This is a genomic window from Microbispora sp. H10836 (assembly GCF_012999525.1).
Classification (GTDB): domain Bacteria; phylum Actinomycetota; class Actinomycetes; order Streptosporangiales; family Streptosporangiaceae; genus Microbispora.
This window is the reverse complement of record NZ_JABBWU010000003.1, coordinates 371,448-387,903: the sequence shown is the minus strand read 5'-3', so window position 1 is coordinate 387,903 and position 16,456 is coordinate 371,448. Positions and strand designations below refer to the sequence as shown.

At 72.6% G+C, this 16,456-nt stretch carries 18 protein-coding genes; 8 read left to right on the top strand and 10 right to left on the bottom strand.

The window, feature by feature from the left end; all coding sequences use genetic code 11:
• Nucleotides 1-116: 116 nt before the first annotated feature.
• Together HHX30_RS09315 and HHX30_RS09310 are read left to right on the top strand one after the other, a co-directional pair.
• Nucleotides 117-1,331, top strand: a complete 1,215-nt coding sequence (locus tag HHX30_RS09315; RefSeq protein WP_169981420.1) for a helix-turn-helix transcriptional regulator — start codon at nt 117-119, stop codon at nt 1,329-1,331.
• A complete protein-coding gene (locus HHX30_RS09310; protein WP_169981418.1) occupies nt 1,328-2,626 on the top strand; it encodes a hypothetical protein in 1,299 nt (432 codons plus the stop codon). The genes HHX30_RS09315 and HHX30_RS09310 overlap by 4 nt, the downstream gene beginning before the upstream one ends.
• Nucleotides 2,627-2,634: 8 nt before the next feature.
• Here the strand turns inward: HHX30_RS09310 and HHX30_RS09305 are convergent, their stop codons facing one another.
• From HHX30_RS09305 to HHX30_RS09290, 4 genes are all read right to left on the bottom strand, one after another.
• The gene (locus tag HHX30_RS09305) at nt 2,635-2,961 is read right to left on the bottom strand and encodes an STAS domain-containing protein (RefSeq protein ID WP_169981416.1); all 327 of its coding nucleotides are present in this window, start codon (nt 2,959-2,961) and stop codon (nt 2,635-2,637) included.
• Nucleotides 2,961-4,010, bottom strand: coding sequence for a B12-binding domain-containing protein (locus HHX30_RS09300; protein ID WP_169981414.1), 1,050 nt, complete (start codon nt 4,008-4,010; stop codon nt 2,961-2,963). Before HHX30_RS09300 ends, HHX30_RS09305 begins: the two co-directional genes overlap by 1 nt.
• Nucleotides 4,007-5,608, bottom strand: a complete 1,602-nt coding sequence (locus tag HHX30_RS43190; RefSeq protein WP_169981412.1) for a SpoIIE family protein phosphatase — start codon at nt 5,606-5,608, stop codon at nt 4,007-4,009. Before HHX30_RS43190 ends, HHX30_RS09300 begins: the two co-directional genes overlap by 4 nt.
• 161 nt (nt 5,609-5,769) lie before the next feature.
• Nucleotides 5,770-6,690, bottom strand: a complete 921-nt coding sequence (locus tag HHX30_RS09290; RefSeq protein ID WP_169981410.1) for an ROK family protein — start codon at nt 6,688-6,690, stop codon at nt 5,770-5,772.
• Nucleotides 6,691-6,856: 166 nt separating this feature from the next.
• Here HHX30_RS09290 and HHX30_RS09285 point away from each other — a divergent pair, with 166 nt between their 5' ends.
• Nucleotides 6,857-7,798 carry a sulfite exporter TauE/SafE family protein gene (locus HHX30_RS09285; protein ID WP_169981527.1) on the top strand — a complete coding sequence of 314 codons (942 nt, stop codon included), beginning with the start codon at nt 6,857-6,859 and terminating at the stop codon, nt 7,796-7,798.
• On the opposite strand, the gene HHX30_RS09280 is transcribed toward HHX30_RS09285, so the two are convergent.
• Genes HHX30_RS09280 through HHX30_RS09260 form a run of 5 tightly spaced genes read right to left on the bottom strand, consistent with a single transcriptional unit; the run spans nt 7,780 to nt 12,076 of the window.
• A complete protein-coding gene (locus tag HHX30_RS09280) occupies nt 7,780-8,493 on the bottom strand; it encodes a dienelactone hydrolase family protein (RefSeq protein ID WP_169981408.1) in 714 nt (237 codons plus the stop codon). The two genes, HHX30_RS09285 and HHX30_RS09280, sit on opposite strands and share 19 nt — an antisense overlap.
• Nucleotides 8,494-8,530: 37 nt before the next feature.
• The gene (locus tag HHX30_RS09275; RefSeq protein WP_169981406.1) at nt 8,531-9,130 is read right to left on the bottom strand and encodes a TetR/AcrR family transcriptional regulator; all 600 of its coding nucleotides are present in this window, start codon (nt 9,128-9,130) and stop codon (nt 8,531-8,533) included.
• On the bottom strand, nt 9,127-9,936 hold the full coding sequence (locus HHX30_RS09270) for an SDR family NAD(P)-dependent oxidoreductase (RefSeq protein ID WP_169981404.1): 810 nt from the start codon (nt 9,934-9,936) through the stop codon (nt 9,127-9,129). Before HHX30_RS09270 ends, HHX30_RS09275 begins: the two co-directional genes overlap by 4 nt.
• A gap of 39 nt (nt 9,937-9,975) precedes the next feature.
• A complete protein-coding gene (locus HHX30_RS09265; RefSeq protein WP_169981403.1) occupies nt 9,976-10,950 on the bottom strand; it encodes an LLM class F420-dependent oxidoreductase in 975 nt (324 codons plus the stop codon).
• A gap of 28 nt (nt 10,951-10,978) precedes the next feature.
• Complete coding sequence (locus HHX30_RS09260; protein ID WP_169981401.1) at nt 10,979-12,076, bottom strand: NADH:flavin oxidoreductase/NADH oxidase; 1,098 nt, start codon at nt 12,074-12,076, stop codon at nt 10,979-10,981.
• Between the two features lie 93 nt (nt 12,077-12,169).
• On the opposite strand from HHX30_RS09260, the gene HHX30_RS09255 reads away from it, so the two are divergent.
• The 3 genes from HHX30_RS09255 (at nt 12,170) to HHX30_RS09245 (ending at nt 13,855) form a co-directional block, all read left to right on the top strand.
• A complete protein-coding gene (locus tag HHX30_RS09255; RefSeq protein ID WP_169981399.1) occupies nt 12,170-12,499 on the top strand; it encodes a helix-turn-helix transcriptional regulator in 330 nt (109 codons plus the stop codon).
• A 94-nt stretch (nt 12,500-12,593) separates the two neighbouring features.
• A complete protein-coding gene (locus tag HHX30_RS09250) occupies nt 12,594-12,758 on the top strand; it encodes a hypothetical protein (protein ID WP_169981397.1) in 165 nt (54 codons plus the stop codon).
• 38 nt (nt 12,759-12,796) lie between these two features.
• Nucleotides 12,797-13,855 carry a sulfite oxidase gene (locus tag HHX30_RS09245; protein WP_169981395.1) on the top strand — a complete coding sequence of 353 codons (1,059 nt, stop codon included), beginning with the start codon at nt 12,797-12,799 and terminating at the stop codon, nt 13,853-13,855.
• Nucleotides 13,856-13,859: 4 nt separating this feature from the next.
• Here the strand turns inward: HHX30_RS09245 and HHX30_RS09240 are convergent, their stop codons facing one another.
• Nucleotides 13,860-14,849, bottom strand: a complete 990-nt coding sequence (locus tag HHX30_RS09240) for a zinc-binding dehydrogenase (RefSeq protein WP_169981393.1) — start codon at nt 14,847-14,849, stop codon at nt 13,860-13,862.
• 359 nt (nt 14,850-15,208) lie between these two features.
• Between HHX30_RS09240 and HHX30_RS09235 the strand changes: the two genes are divergently transcribed.
• Nucleotides 15,209-16,030 (top strand): SAM-dependent methyltransferase, encoded by an 822-nt coding sequence (locus HHX30_RS09235; RefSeq protein WP_310742090.1) that lies wholly within the window; start codon nt 15,209-15,211, stop codon nt 16,028-16,030.
• A gap of 76 nt (nt 16,031-16,106) precedes the next feature.
• Nucleotides 16,107-16,382 (top strand): isoamylase early set domain-containing protein, encoded by a 276-nt coding sequence (locus HHX30_RS09230; protein ID WP_169981391.1) that lies wholly within the window; start codon nt 16,107-16,109, stop codon nt 16,380-16,382.
• Nucleotides 16,383-16,456: the final 74 nt, after the last annotated feature.

The window sequence follows — 16,456 nt, the reverse complement described above, 5'->3', positions numbered from 1 at the left end:
TGCGATCTCCAGCAACGCCCTAATACCGAAATCTCTCCTTACCAGGTAGATTCAGGAACCGCGCTGGCACGTTCCACAGGTGTACGGACAGGTGCCATTGAGAATGGAGAGACCAGATGAACAACAGTCGGTCTTTCGGGGAGGAACTACACCACGCACGCCAGGCCGCCGGCTGGTCATTGCGAATTCTGTCCCAGTACGTCCACTACAGTCCGAGTTACCTCAGCAGAATCGAGAACGGGTTGCGGCCGCCCACCTACGATCTCGCGCTGATCTGCGACGAAGCTCTCGACGCGCACGGCGATCTGGCCGCGCTCGTACCGCGCCCCCTCATCGGCCCCCTCCGCTCGCTCTCCCTCCGGGACGGGGACGGCCGCCCGCCGCGTGTCCCGTCGGCGAACGCCACGACGGACCGCGTGAGCAGCGCGATCCGCGGCGACGACCACCTGGTCGCGACGCTGGAGGCCATCTTCGACCACCTGCGGCACCTCGGTAAACAGACGCATCCGGAGGTCGTGCTCGCGCAACTCGACGTGTTCATGGAGACCGTGCTGAACGCGGCCGCCGGACCCGGCCCGGTGGTCGGCGAGCTGACCGCACTGGCGGCGCGCTGCGCCGAGTTCACCGGATGGATGACCCAGGAGACCGGCGATCTGTCCGGGGCCGCCCGGTGGACCGCGAAGGCCGAGGAACTCGCCGTACGGGCGGGAGACCTCGACCTCGCCGCCTACACCCTGGTACGGCGGGCGGAGCTCGCGCTGTACCAGCGCGATCCGGTGCGCGTGGCCGGACTGATCACGTCGGTCGGCGCGGCGCCCGAAGTCTCGGCCAGGACCAGAGGCCTGGCCGCCCACCGTGAGGCGCAGGGACACGCCCTCCTCGGCGAAGCCGACGCCTGCCAGGCGGCGCTGGACCGGGCGTCGGTGCTGCTGTCGGGAGCCGGGGTGCGGTCGGGCATCCACGGGCCCTCGAGCGTCGCTGATCCGACCACACTGGTGACCGGCTGGTGCTATCACGCCCTCGGGCGCTTCGGCAAGGCCGCCGCGCTCCTGGAGGACGCGGTGCGCGACATTCCCGATCAGGGCCGCCGCGTCAGGGGGCTGTTCGGCGCCCGCCTCGCCCGCGCGCACGTCGCCGCCGGAGACCTGGACCGTGCCTGCGAGACCGGGGACCTGGCGCTCGGCTTGGCCACGCGGACGGGTTCGGCGAGCACGTACGGCGAACTGCGCGCCCTCGCCCAGGCGCTCGGACGGCGGACGGGCCATCCGCCCGCCCGCCTGCTTCACGGTGAGATCGTCAACGCGCTGCACCGAGCCGGCAGGGCGGCATGACGGACGTCCTGACCTTCTTCACACTCCCCACGGAGGCAGGACACGACCTGCTGGACAACTGGGTGGAGCCGATCTGCCGCAAGTACGGCCTGCGCCTGCGCCTCGCTCCCGCCCGCGCGAACCGGGCGACCGCGCTGGTGGCGCAGCGGACGTCCGCGTTCGTCCTGTGGGACGGCTCGGTTGAGGGACCGGAGGACGTCTACCGGGCCTTCTCGATGCACGCCAAGCTGAGGGCGCACAACCTCCTGGTGAGCCGGACACCGCTGCCCCGCAATGTGCTGACCCGCAACCAGAGGGCACCGGTGCACGGCGCGACGATGGACAACGCGGTGCTGGCGGAGTGGCTGGACCGGCACCTCCACACCCACCTGCGCGGAGTGCGGGCGCCGCGACGCCCACCGAGCAGGTCGGCCCACTACTGGATGTTCGAGAATCCGGCGGACTACTTCCTCAGCTTCCGCGGCAGTCACCAGGAGGCCGCGGAGCGCTGGCGGGCGGCCTTCGAGGAGGAGCACGGCGTGCGGGTGCGCATGGTGCCCGCCTGCGAATACTCCTATCCCACGGAGGTGGTGACCCGGCAGCAGATGTGGGAGGGGGCCGCCCGGCTGATGTACGAGATCACCGCCACCGGCCGGGTCCTCGTCCACCTGAGCCCGGACTACTTCGACTCGTTCTGGACCGCGAGCGAGCTGCTCGCGACCCTGTGGCTGCTGCCGCGCGGCTCCACGCCGCCGACGATCCGGTCGGCCCACGTGCTCGACGGGCGCGGGACTCTGGTCGCGTTCGGCTACCGCGGAGCGGGCCGGGCGCTCGACGTGCCGCATCTTACGGCCGCCCTCGCTGACCGGTTCGCGAAGCTGATCAACAACACCGACCCGGTCACCACGGCCCCCGAGACGCGCGTGCCGCCCAGGGGACCGGCGAGGGTCCTCGCCCGCCTCGTGCGGAGCCTCGGCTACTACGACCCCGAGTTCACCGCCTGCGGTTTCTGGGAGGACGTCCGCGTCCCCTGCCCCGCCTGCAAGCCGAGGGGCCGCGCGGCGGACGAGGTGGACTGGGGGCGGCACATGGCACGGGCGGATGAGGACCCGTCGGTGGACTATTACGGATACTTCACCGCCCATCGCGGACACCTGGCGCGGGGCCGCATCCGCTGTCCCGGCTGCGGGGGTGAGCTCACACTCGTGAACGACCGGGGCGTGCGCACGCTGTGGGTGCCGGTCATGACCACTGAGAAGGACCAAGACCGGCCGGTCATACAGAGCCACCCGGTGTGGGAGGTCGTTACCGGCTGAGCGGCCGCCTACCCAGGCAGGTCGAGCACGTCGTCGAGGGCGACGACCTCGATCAGGTGGCGCAGATAGGGGGTGAGCGCGACGATCCGGAAGCCGGCCCCGCACTCCCCCGCCCCCATGTAGGCGTTCATCAGGACGGCCATGCCCGAGGAGTCGATGAACTCCAGCCCGGACAGGTCGAGTTCGAGCAGGCGGAGGTCTTCGGCGAGCGCCTTGTCCACCGCGGCGGACGCCTCGTCCGCCGCGCCGAAATCGAGCTCACCGGTCATCACGAGGCGTACGGCACCGGGCTCGGAGACAAGCGACTCCACCTGGAACGGGGGCGTGTCCTGCATCAACCGCTCGTCTCTGTTCGCCGGACCGCGCAACACGTCCGTGCCGCGGTGACGCCCTCGGTCAGCAGCGCCCGGGCGCGGGGGCAGTCCGTCAGTACATCATGGAAGACGCCCAGGCCGAGCACGACGGACTCCGCCGGCACGTTCCGGGCCACCAGCACCCGGCAGGTCCAGGTGACGAAATCGGTGAACAGCGAAGCGTCGTGGACGTACATCGCGGCGATCAGGAAATCGGCGAGGTGACCGAGGTCCTCGCCGGTGTGCTCCAGTTGCCGCGCGCTGTAGCCGCCCATCGGGGCGTACGACTCCCTGAGCGTGTCCATGACGCGGGACAGCAGTTCGGCGCGGTGCCGGGTCAGGTACGTGTACTCCTCGTCGCCCAGATGGGCCGCGCCGTTATAGGCGGCGGGGAAGGACGGCAGCCCGGCGGCGAGCCGGTCGGCCGCCGCGTCGGCGGTGGGCGCCCACGCGTCCGCGCCGAGCAGCCGGGCGTAGCGGCCGTCGGCGCCGAACCCGGCCCCACCGGCCAGCACGGGGATGCCCACGGCCTGGCAGGCCGCGATGGTGGCGTGGGCCCGGGGCAGCCGGGTCGGCAGCGTGCAGCCGAGCGCGACCACGTCGGGCCCCGTCTGGTGCAGATGGGTGATCAAGTGCGGCCCGGGCACGCTGGCGCCCAGGAAGTCGACGTCCCACCCCCGCAGGCGCAGCACCTCCGCCATGATGCGGGTGGGCAGCGCGTGATACTCGCCGTCGGCGCAGGCCACGGCCACCCGGCCGCGTGTCGGCGCCGGCCGGACGTGCCCGCTGACGGCGGCCACCGCGCGCTCGCTGACCGCGGTCGCGCCGTGCTCGCGCGCCACCGACCACTCGTTCGACGCCCACAGCTCGCCCACCCGGCGCTGCCCCGGTGCGATGACCCTCAGCAGCACGTCCTCGGCGGGGACGCCCCCGTCGATCAGGCCCACGACCAGGTCGACCGCGCCGTACTCGTCGGCCCGGCCGATCAGCTCCAGGTAGCGCTCGGTGGCGGCCTCCAGGTCCGGCGTCATCGCGACGTCCCCCTCCCCGCGCGCACGGCGAGCAGTGCGCGGTCGTCCTGCTGCCCGCCCCGCAACCACTCGGTGCTGAGCTGCTCCAGCCGCTCCACCAGCGCGTCGACCGGCATACCGGCGCAGGTCGCCAGCGCCCGCTTCAGCCGCTCTTCGCCGAACATCTCCCGGCCGCTCGGACCGCCGAACGCCTCGGTGATCCCGTCGCTGTACAGCAGGCACACCTCGCCGGGCGCCAAGTCGAGTGTGACGGGCCACAGGCTGATCTTCTTCAGCGCGCCGAGGAGCGAACCACGGACGGCGACCTCCTCAACCGTGCCGTCCCGGCGCAGGACCAGCGGCGGCGGGTGCCCGGCGACGGCCAGGTCCACCAGCACGTGGTCGCCGGGGGCGCTCCGCAACGCCGCGAGGATCAGCGTGACGTAGGAGTTCGGCGACGGGGACGCGAGCAACGACCGGTTGAGCAGTTCGAGCAGCCGCTCGGGACGGCTTTCCAGCAGCAGCAGCGTACGCAGGCTGTGGCGGACCTGACCGGCCAGGACCGCCGCGCGGGCGCCCTTGCCGCAGACGTCGCCCAGGATGACCAGCGGAGGCCGATGCACGATCCCGCTCTCCGGCGCGGCCTCGGGCAGGTAGACGTCGTAGAAGTCGCCGCCGATGGCGCCCGCCTGCTGCGAGGCCCGCAGCCGGCCGGCCAGCCGCATGCCCTCGATCTCCGGCAGGTCGGGCGGCAGCAGGTCGCCGGTCAGGATGGCGTTGACCGTGCTCTGCTCCCGGAACAGGGAGGCCGCCGAGATCGCGGCGCCGGCCCGGGTCGCGAGGTCGCACGCCATCACCTGGTCGTCCTCGCCGAACGGCGGCCGCCCGGCGCGGCGGGCGAGCACGATCGCACCGGCCGGCACGGCGTTGCCGGGCAGCGGGAGCACCAGCAGGTGGCCGACCGGGCCGAATCCCTCCGGCAGCAGCCAGTCCGGCGTGCCGGCCGGGTCCTGCCGTCCCGCGGCGTCCTCCCGCAGGCCCGCGAGCGCGTCGGTCAGGCCGGGCACCTCGGCCGCGGCGGCGGCCGGCACGACGCCCTCGTCCGGGCCGGAGCTGCCGGAGACGGCGCGCACCCACTCCGTCCGGCGGCGGGCGGTGGGCGGCAGCAGCACGATCGCCGCGTCGCACAGGAAGTCGGTGCCCAGCTCCGTCGCGGCCCGAGCGCACCGGTGCGGGTTGAGCGAGGCGGACAGGCGCCGCGCGGCCTCCAGCAGGAACTTCGTACGCAGCGTCTGCTGCGGTTCTCGGGGCGTTTCCGCGGTCAGATACCAGGCGGTTCGGCCTTCGCCCAACTCCTCCGCGCGGACCCGGATCTCCCGGCCGCCGTACGTCACGGTCCGGCCCTCGGGGGCGGACGGGACGACGTCGAGCAGCGCGGGCAGGGGCAGCCCCGGCTCGAGCCGCGGCACCAGGCGGATCGCCGCCGGGTTGGCCAGCGTCACGACGCCGTCGGCGTCGCACAGCACGACGCCCTCACCGCCGCGTTCGAGCAGCGCCGCCATGAGGTCGGGGGACGCGGCTCTGTGGCGCGGGTCCGCCGAGCCGGTGGCCCATTTCACCTGTGCGTTCCCGTCATGGCCGCGTTCCCCCGATGTCGATTCAGTCCTCCAGCCTACCTTTGCCCCATAAATGGAGATATCGCGCCAATTAGGGTCAATTTGGTGGGATTGAGCGGCCGTGGTGCCCCTCGGCGCTCCTTGTGTCGGGAGGCCCGGACAGGTCAGGTGCCCGGGTTGCCCTGGATCAGGACGAGGGCGGCGGCGCCGAACAGCCCGGCGTCGCGGCCCAGAGAGGTCGGGTCCACCCGCAGGCGCCGCAGGAAGCCGAGCCCGGCGTTCCTCTCGATCGCCTGCTTGAGCGGGTCGAAGAGAATCGGCCCCGCCGCGGCCACGCCTCCTCCGATGACGACGTGGTCGAGGTCGAACAGGGCGGACGCCGTGAGCACGGCGGTGGCCAGCGCGCCGGCGGCGCGCCGGAAGGCGAGTACGGCGGTGGGGTGCCCGGCCCGGGCGTCGGCGGCCAGCGCCCGCGCGTCCGCGCCGGACCAGCCGTTCGCGGCGGCCCACCGGACCATGCCGGGCCCGCTCGCGATGGTCTCCACGCACCCGGCCCCGCCGCAGGGGCACGGCTCGCCATCGGGGTCGACCGTGATGTGCCCGATGTGCCCGGCGTTGCCGGTCGGGCCGACGTACGGCACGCCGTCGAGGACGAAGCCCCCGCCGACGCCGGTGGAGACCACCATGCCGAGCATGGCCCGGCTCCGCGCCGCGAGGTCCTCGCCCAGGCCGCGCCACCACTCTCCGAGCGCCATGCACTGACCGTCGCCCGCGAGCCGTACGGGCCGGCCGGGAAGCACCTCGCCCAGGGCGTCCACCAGCGGGAACTCCCGCCAGGTGGGGATGTTCACCGGGCTGACCGTGCCCCGGCGGGGGTCGAGCGGCCCGGCCGAGCCCACCCCGATCCCGTCCAGGCGGGCGGGCGCGACGCGCTCGGTGATCCGGCCCACGACCTCCGACAGCGTCTCGTCGGCCGAAGCAGGGCCGCGCAGCGGCACCTCGGCGCGGGCCAGCATCTCGCCGTCGGGCGCGACGGCCGCGGCGGCGAACTTCGTGCCGCCGATGTCCACCGCGAGCACGGTCATCGCCGCATCCCCGGCCCTTCGACCACTGGCACTCCCGCCACTTAACCGGATAAGCCCGGGCAACCGTATTCGTTCGACGACCATCACGTCAACGGTCGCCCACCCCAGGGGGTATCCGTATTTCCGATGGGTTTGGTAGGGTAAGCGAGTGGATTTCGACTACACCATGGCGATCGGTTCCTTCCTGGTCGCCGTCGTCGTCGGCCTGACCGGGATGGGCGGCGGCGCCCTGATGACGCCCATGCTCGTGACGTTCTTCGGCGTGCCGCCCCTCGCCGCCGTCTCGAGCGACCTCGTCGCCGCCGCCGTGATGAAACCGGTGGGGAGCTTCGTGCACCTGCGCCGGGGGACGGTCAACCTGCGGCTCGTCGCCTGGTTGTGCGCCGGCTCGGTCCCCGCGGCGTTCTGCGGCGTGCTCCTCGCCCGCGCGCTCGGCGACGGCGAGGGCGTGCAGAACGTGATCCAGAAGGGCCTCGGCATCGCGCTGCTCATCGCGGCGGCGGGCCTGGCCGTACGCGGCTATCTCGCGATGCGCGACCGCGCCGAGGGCCGCACCCCCGAGACCGGCCGCCGTACCGCCGCCCCCGGTGAACCGGCCGCGACCGAGATGCCCGCCGTCACCGTACGACCGCTGCCGACCGCGCTGGTGGGGGCCGTGGGCGGGCTGGTGGTCGGCATCACCTCGGTCGGCTCCGGCTCACTGATCATCGTGGCCCTTCTGGCGCTCTACCCCGCGTTGAAGGCCAACCAGCTCGTCGGGACCGATCTCGTCCAGGCCGTGCCGCTGGTCATGTCGGCCGCGCTCGGTCATCTGATGTTCGGCGAGTTCACGCTGTCGGTCACGGTCGCGCTGCTGGCCGGCTCGATCCCGGGCGTCTACCTCGGCTCGCGGATCTCCTCACGCGCCCCCGGCGGGCTGATCCGCCGCGTCCTCGCGTTCGTGCTGCTCGCCTCGGCGCTGAAGATGTTCGGCGTCGGCAACACCGAGACCGTCTGGATGCTGCTCGCCGTGCTGCTGCTCGCCCCGGCCTTCTGGATGCTCCTGCGCGTGCGGTGCGGCCTGCCCGCGCTCCCCTGGAAGCGGGAGGCTCAGACCGCCGGGAGGTGACGGCGCAGGAAGTCCACGGCCAGCGCCCACGCCGTACGGCCCGCCTCGGGGTTGTGGAACATCGGCGCGTAGAAGTTGTGGAAGGCGTGACCGGCCTCCTCCTGCACGTGGACCTCCACGCCCGGCCGCCCGGCCGCCGCCTCCTCCACGATCGTCACCCGGTCCCGGGGGATGTAGGGGTCCCGCCCGCCGAAGTGGAACTGGATCGGGCAGCGGATGTCGTCCAGCAGCTGCGGCGCGTCCGGAACGGCCGAGCCGTAGAAGGACAGCACCGCCGACAGGCCGCTTTCGTCACTGCGGGCCGCCACCGCGTAGGCCAGCGAGCCGCCGAGGCAGAAGCCGAGCGCGCCGGTCCGGCCCGTCACCTCGGGCCGCGCGGCGAGCGCGCCGAGCGCGGCGGCGCAGTCGTCCGCGGCCTTGCCGGGGTCGAGGTCCGCCACCTGCTCCAGCGAGGCGCGCAGCCCCTCCTCGTCGTGCGCGGCCGCCCAGCCGGGGTTCAGCCGCCAGAACAGGTCCGGGACGCCCACGACGTAGCCGAGCTCGGCGAGGTCGGCGGCGACGGCCCGGATATAGTCGCTCACGCCGAAGATCTCCGGGATCAGCAGCAGCCCCGGGCCGCTCCCCCGCTGTGGAATCCACAGGCGCAGGTCGAACCCGCCGTCCGCGACCGTCACCGTCTGCGTGCGCTCGGACATCCGTTCCTCCCCATCCGCGGTGCCGAGCGCGATCATCTCACGCGCCGTACGGGCCTCCGCTCAGGGACCGCCAGATGGGCTCGGGCAGCAGCCGGGCGGCCTCGTCGAGGTCCACCCCCGGCTCGCCGGCGACCCAGCGGCGGGCGACCTCCGCGACCGGGCCGATCAGCAGCATCTCGATCATCGATACCGGCAGGTCCGCGACCGCTCCGGACGCGATGTGCGGGCGCAGCCACGCCACCAGCGCGTCGAGGCGGGGTTCCTTGGCCACGGCGGCCGTCTTCTGCTCCAGGTGCCCGAGGTACGGCGAGGCGTGGATGAACCGCGCCTTGACCGGGCTCGCCCGCACGAACCCGAGATAGGCCTCGACCAGCGCGTGCACCCCGGAGCGGGGGTCGTCCACGCCCTCCAGCGCCGCGATCAGCACGTCGAGCAGATCGGCCATGCATTCGGAGTAGAGCGCGGTCGCCAGGCCGTCGAAACTGCCGAAGTGATGGTAGAGGCTGCCGACGCTGACCCCGCTGCGTGCCGTGACCGCCCGCATCGTGAAGCCCTGCGGCCCGTCGTCGGTGTAGACGGCGAGCGCGGCGTCGAGCAGCCGCCGCACCGTCTCCTCGCCGCGCCGCTGGCGGGTCACGCCGTCTCTGTCAGCGCAGCGGCCTGCCGCCACAGCGCCTGCGCGATCTCGGGATCGCGCGCGACGGGGGCGAGCGGGGTCTCGTCGCCGATCTCGAAGTAGCGCCCGGTGCCGCCGGAGCCGTCGAGGGCGAGCCGTACGACGGGTTCGGCGCCGTCGTCCGGGGTGCCCCAGGTGCGCTTGACCGCCTTCAGCACGAGCCCGAGCACGCCGCCGCGAGCTCCGAGATCGGTCCGGATCACCCCCGGGTGGACCGCGTCGATCGTCACCCCGGCATCCTGCCATCGCCGGGCGAACAGCGGCACCATCATCAGGTTGCACAGCTTGGTGTCGGCGTACGTCCTGACGGGGTGGAAGTCCAGTCCGGTCACCGTCCGGCCGGGGTCGGGCCGGCCCTTGACGTACAGGCCCGCGCTGACCTGCACCACCCGCGTGCCGCTCGCCCGCAGCCGCTCCTCCAGCAGGTGGTTCAGCAGGAACGGCGCCAGATGGTTGACCGCGAACGCCCGCTCGACGCCGTCCCCGGTGATCTCACGCCGGGCCGGCCAGATTCCCGCGTTGTGCACCAGCACGTCGATCCGCGGACAGGCCTCCAGCAGCGCGGCGGCCGCCGCGCGCACCGACGCCGTCTCGGCCAGATCGGCGGTCACGAGCACCGCGTCGACCGGCAGGGCCGCCCGCGCCGCCTCCCCGCGCACGGGATCGCGGGCCACGATCACCACCCGGAACCCCTCGCGGGCGAGACGGGCCGCGACCGCCTGCCCGATGCCGCGCGAGCCGCCCGTCACCACAGCGGTGGATGTCATGCGCCGACTCTAATTAGAGCAACTCTCTAGATCAAGTCTCTAATTCTTTGCCAGGTCGCGCAGCGCGGGGAGGAGCTCCTTCTCCGACCACTCGAAGAACTCCCGCTGCCGCTCCCGCCCGACCTGCACGAGCGCGAGGTGGGTGAAGCCGGCGTCGGTGTACTGCCGCACGGCCTCGACCACGGCGTCCACGTCGGCGCCGCAGGGCACCTTCTCCGCCACGTCCTGCGGCCGCACGGTCTCGGTCGCGGCGGCGAAGTTGACCGGCGCGGGCAGCTCCGACATGACCTTCCAGCCGGTCACCGCCCAGCGCCACATGCGGTGCGCCCGCTCGATCGCGGCGTCCCTGTCGGGGTCGTAGCAGACGGCGAGCTGGCCGTAGACGGGCTTGCCCTCGCCGCCGGACGCGGCGAACTTCTCCACCAGCGACCCGTCCGGGTCGGTCGCGACGAGGCCGTCGCCGAGCTCGGCCGCGATGTCCACCGACTGCTCGCCGGACGCGGCCACCGCGATGGGCACCGGCCGCTCGGGCAGGTCGAACAGCCGGGCCGAGTCGATGTCGAAGTACTCGCCGCGGTAGTTGCGGTAGCCGCCCTGGAAGAGCTCCTTGATGACCTCGATGGCCTCACGGAACATCTCGTGCCGGGTGTTGACCGGCGGCCAGCCGTGCCCGACCACGTGCTCGTTCAGGTTCTCGCCCGCGCCCACGCCGAGGGTGAACCTGCCGTCGCTGAGCACGCCCACCGTGGCCGCCTTCTGCGCCACCACGGCCGGGTGATACCGCATGATCGGGCAGGTCACGTACGTCATCAGCGGCAGCCGTTCCGTGGCCTGCGCCACCGCGCCCAGCACCGACCAGGCGTACGGAGAGTGGCCCATCTCCTCCAGCCACGGGAAGTAGTGGTCGGAGATGACGGCGTAGTCGAAACCGGTCCGTTCGGCCGCGACCGCGTCCTCCACCAGCTCCTTCGCGGGCGTCTGCTCGCACATAAGAGTGAAACCGATCTCTGCCATACGGCCACCCCTACCCACGTTCGGGCGTTCAGACCGCCCAGTCGTACTGGTCGGGCAGGCGCCCGGCCGCCCCCAGCTCGCGCGCCGCGTTGTGCGGCCAGTAGGGATCGCGCAGCAGCTCACGGCCCAGCATCACCGCGTCGGCCCGCCCGGAGGCGACGATCTCCTCGGCCTGGCGCGGCTCGGTGATGAGGCCGACGGCCGACGTGGGCAGGTCGGTCTCCGCCTTCACCCGCGCCGCGAACGGCACCTGGTATCCCGGCTCCACGGGGATCCGGGCCTTCGGCGCGTTGCCGCCCGTCGAGACGTCGAGCAGGTCCACCCCGTGGGCGAGCAGCTCCTTGGCCAGCCGTACGGTGTCGTCGGCGGTCCAGCCCTCGCGGGGGTCCCCGGGGTTCTCGCTCAGCCACTCGGTGGCCGAAACCCGGAAGAACACCGGCAGCTCGTCCGGCCACTCGGCGCGCACCGCGTCGACCACTTCCAGCGCGAAGCGGGCGCGGTTGGCGAAGGACCCGCCGTACCCGTCGGTGCGCCGGTTGCTGAACGGCGACAGGAACTCGTGGATCAGGTAACCGTGGGCGCCGTGGATCTCCACCACCTTGAAACCGGCCGCGAGCGCGCGGCGCGCGGCCGCCGCGAAGCTCTCCACCAGCCGCCGGATGTCCGCCTCGCTCAGCTCGTCCGGCACCGGGTGGCCCTCGGCGAACGGGATCGGGCTGGGCGCGACCGGCCGCCAGCCGTGCTCCTCGTGGCCGACCGGCGCGCCGCCCCGCCACGGGCGGTCGGCGGACGCCTTGCGCCCCGCGTGCGCGAGCTGGATGCCGGGCACCGTGCCGTGCTCGGCGAGGAACCGGGCGATGCGGCCGAACCGCGCTTCCTGGCGCTCGTTCCACAGGCCGAGATCCGCGGGACTGATCCGGCCCTCGGGGGACACGGCGGTGGCCTCGACCACGATCAGACCGGCCCCGCCCACCGCGCGGGAGCCCAGGTGAGCGAGATGCCAGTCGGTGGGGACGCCCTGCTCCGGCCCCTCCACCGCCGCGCTGTACTGGCACATGGGCGACATCCAGACGCGGTTGGGGATGGTCAGGTTCCGCAGGGTCAGGGGCTCGAACAACGCGCTCACGCCGCGCTCCTCTCGTCGTCGGGACTCTTGTACGATAGCTCTCGTAGTACGCAATCTGTCAAACTACGAAGACCGTCGTACAAAGGAGGCCCGATGACCCCTCGGACGCTCGACCATCCGGACCGGTCCGAGATCCGGCTGGAGGACGTGCTGCACGCGCTGTCCGATCCCGTACGCCTCCAGGTGGTGGGTTATCTCGCCGGCAGCGGCGAGTCGTCGTGTTCGGCGATCGACCTCGCGGTCAGCAAGTCGACGACCACCCACCACTTCCGGGTGCTCCGCGAGGCGGGCGTGATCAGGCAGGTCTACCGGGGCACCGCGAAGATGAGCTCCCTGCGCCGCGAGGACCTCGACGCACTCTTCCCCGGCCTGCTCGACACCGTGATCCGGGCGTATGACACACAGCGAGCAACCACACCGTAACTGTCCAAATTGGCTTGACCAGTTACACTCCTTTGCCGTACCTTTGTAACTGACTAAGGCAATTAGGACAGTTACAACGACCACCGGGACGGCAATGATGTTCTACGACTACTCCGTAGCCACCGAGCGCATCACCGAGTTGCACCGCGAGGCCGACAACGCGCGCGTCGCGAGCCGCCTGGTCGCGGCCCGGCGCTGGTCACGTCTCGCGTCCTGGGCCGAGCGACAGGCCCGGAGAGCGAGCCACGACCTGGGCTGACGGGCCCGTCACCGCGCCGGCCCGGAAGGGGAGGGCCGATGCGTACGACACCCGGCATCCGCACGGCGGTGGTGAAGCCGACGACCGCCGATCTCATGGAGGACGCGGGCACCGGCCTCGACTACGGCACCCGGCCCGACCGTCTGCCCGGCCTGCTCACTCCCACCGACCGGTTCTTCGTCCGCAACCACGCCCCGACCCCCTGTCTCGACGCGCGATCCTGGACGCTGCGCGTCGAGGGCGGCGGCGTACGCCGGACCGTCCGCTACACCTACGACGACCTGTGGCGCCGCTTCCCGCTCGTGTCCGTCGTCCGGACCCTTGAGTGCGCGGGCAACCGGCGCGCCCTCTTCGGCGCCGAGCACGGCCACCGCTTCGGCGGGGTGCAGTGGGGCCGCGGCGCGGTCGGCACCGCCGAGTGGACCGGGATCCCGCTGCGCGACCTGCTCGAACCGGCGGGGCTCACGGACGCCGCCGTCGAGGTCATGCCCGAAGGGCTCGACGGGGCGCGCGCACGCCGCCCGATGCCCCTCGCCAAGGCCCTGGCGTCCGACACCCTGCTCGCGCTCGCCATGAACGGCGAGATCCTGCCGCCCGACCACGGATTCCCCGCCCGCGTGGTCGTCTCCGGCTGGCTCGGCGCGGCGAGCATCAAGTGGGTGGGCCGCATCGAGGTGTCCGACCGGCCGCTGCGCGTGCCGTGGAACACCGACGACTACGTGCTCACCGCGCCGGGCCGACCGACCGTGCCGATCACCTCCACGCCGGTCGCGTGCCTGGTCGAGCTGCCCTGGCCCGCGCGCCTGAGCCCCGTTCCGCAGACGATCCGCGGCCGCGCGTACGCCGGAGAGGACCGCGTCACGGCCGTCGGCTACCGGATCGACGACGGCCCCTGGCGATCGGCCGCCCTCGACGGACCGGACCTCCCCGGCGTCTGGACCCGCTGGCGGTTCCCCTGGAGTCCTGACCCTGGCGCGCACGTGGTGCGGGTCCGGGCCACCGACGAGCACGGCCGCTCCCAGCCGGACGCCACCCCGTGGAACGACCTCGGCTACTGCCACAACTCGGTGCTCCCCCACCCCGTGCTCGTGGCCTGAAGGGTCAGGGCACGAGGACGACCTTGCCCGTGGTCGCGCGGTCCTCCAGCGCGGCGTGCGCGGCGGCGGCGTCCTTGAGCGGGAAACTCTGCACCAGCGGGACCAGTGCGCCCGACCCCGCGGCCGCCAGCGCCCGCTCCTCCAGGCCCCGCAGGCCGCCCGGCCGCTTCAGCACCCGGGGGCCGACCGCCACCGCCGCCGTGATGCCTCGGGCGTACAGGTCCTCGGTGGTCAGCGCGGTCGGGCCGCCCCGCGCGTCCGCCCAGCCGAACAGCACGATCCTGCCGCCGACGCCGAGCAACTCCAGGGTGCTGCGCCCGAGGTCCCCGCCGACGCCGTCGAGCGCCAGCGTGACCTCCCGGTCGCCGAGGAGCGCCCGCACCTGGTCGGGCCAGCCGGGAGCGGTGTAGTCCACGGCGTGGTGCGCGCCCAGCGCGCGGACCCGGCTCGCCTTGGCCGCGCCGCCGGCGAGCCCGACGACCGTGGCGCCGGCCCGCACCGCCGCCTGCACGAGCAGGTTGCCCACGCCTCCGGCCGCCGCCGTCACCAGGGCGACGTCGTCCGCCCGGATCTCCGCGACGTCGAGGATGCCGATCGTGGTCCGGCCCGTGCCGATCATCGCCACCGCCTCGCCGTACCCGAGGCCGTCCGGGATCTCGTGGATCGCCGGCGCGTCCCGTACGGCCAGCTCGGCGTAGCCGCCGGGGGCCATGCCGAGATGGGTCACCACCCGCCTGCCGACCAGGCCGGGATCGACCTCGGGACCGACCGCGTCGACGACCCCGGCGACCTCCCGGCCGGGGATCGTGGGCAGGTCGGGGACGGGGATCGGGCCGCCCGCGTACTTCCCGGCCCGCAACGTGGTGTCGACCAGGTGCACCCCGGCCGCCCGTACGGCGACGCGGACCTGGCCCGGCCCGGGCTCGGGATCCTCGACCTCCTCGTAGACGAGATTCTCGGCGGGACCGAAGGCATGCAATCTGACGGCGTACATATGCCCGTTATAGATCTCCGTGGACCCCGCGCGATATCGGACGATGGTCCTAGGACGTACGGGTGAACCGATCGGGGCGCGCGGGCCGCGCTCGGGGCCTGGGGGACGACTCTCGCCCTGATCGTCGCCTTCCTGCCTCAGGGCTCCCCGCTGCTCACCGGCGATCTGGCGCTGGAGGCCGCCACCTGCGTGCTCACCGGGCTGTCCGGCGCCGCCGTCGCCGTACGGCTGCGGTGGCGAACGGGAATCCCGCGACAAGATGGAGTCACAGAGTTATGGCGTTCTTCGTTGGGTTTCTCCCGGGCGGCCCTTATGCTCGCAGCAAGTCCTCTTTACTGCTGTGAGTGAGGAGATATTACGTGGCCGATGACGCGCCGCCACCACCCGGTATCGATGCGCGCGTCCCCAATCCCGCGCGCATGTACAACTACTTTCTCGGCGGAAAGGACAACTTCGCGGCTGACCGGGAGGCCGCGGAGCGGGTTCTGGAGGTCGCGCCCGAGGCCCGTGCGCTGGCCCGCCGCAACCGGGCCTTTATGCGCCGGGCCGTCCGCCACCTGGTGGCCGAGGCCGGGATCCGGCAGTTCGTGGACATCGGCACCGGGCTGCCGGCCGAGGGCAGCGTCCACGAGGTGGCGCACGAGATGGACCCCGGCGTCCGGGTGGCGTACGTCGACAACGACCCGGTGGTGCTCGCGCACTCCCGGGCCCTGCTGTCGGGCACCGCCGCCGCCACCGTGACCGTGCAGGGGGACCTGCGGCGGCCCGAGGAGATCCTGGACCACCCGGAGCTGCGGTCGCTGATCGATCCCGCCGAGCCGGTCGCGATCCTGCTCGTGGCCGTGCTGCACTTCCTCACCGACGACGACAAGCCGGCCGAGCTCGTGGCCCGGCTCAGGGAGTCCGTGGCCCCCGGCAGCCATCTCGTGCTGTCCCATGTCACCGACGAGGAGCGGTCCGGCGACGCCCACGACGGGGCGGCCGTCTACAGGCAGGCCAGCAGCGGCGTCACCCTGCGCAGCCGCGAGCAGATCCACGAGCTGTTCGACGGCTTCCGCCTCGTCGAACCGGGCCTGGTCCCGCTGGACGACTGGCGGCCCGACGACGAGAACCTGCTCGCCCGGCAGGCCCGGCGGCACCTGCCCACCTGGTTCCTCTGCGGGGTGGGACACGCGCCCTGAAAAGGGCGTGAATATTGTGTTACGTCCTGCGTGTACTGGTTTCTTCCTTTAGATGCCGTACGCCAGGCTATGCGGCATGCTCAAGCGCACCCGGCTGTTCGGGCAGAAGACCCGAGTCACCTTCACCCTGCCCGTTGACGACCCCTCGGGGACGGTCAGCGTGGTCGGCGACTTCAACGACTGGCTGCCCGGCAGCCACGAACTGCTGCGGCGCAGGAACGGCACCCGCACCGTGTCGGTGATCCTTCCGCCCGGCGCGCACCGGTTCCGCTACCTCGCGACGGGCGGCGTCTGGTTCGACGACGACAGCGCCGACCACGTGGACGAGCAGGGCAGCGTACTGCACCTCTGACCCCCGGAAGGGCCGTTTCTCCCACCAGAAGTAGGGCATACGGGAACGATCGCGACACCCCGGCCCTTTTCTGG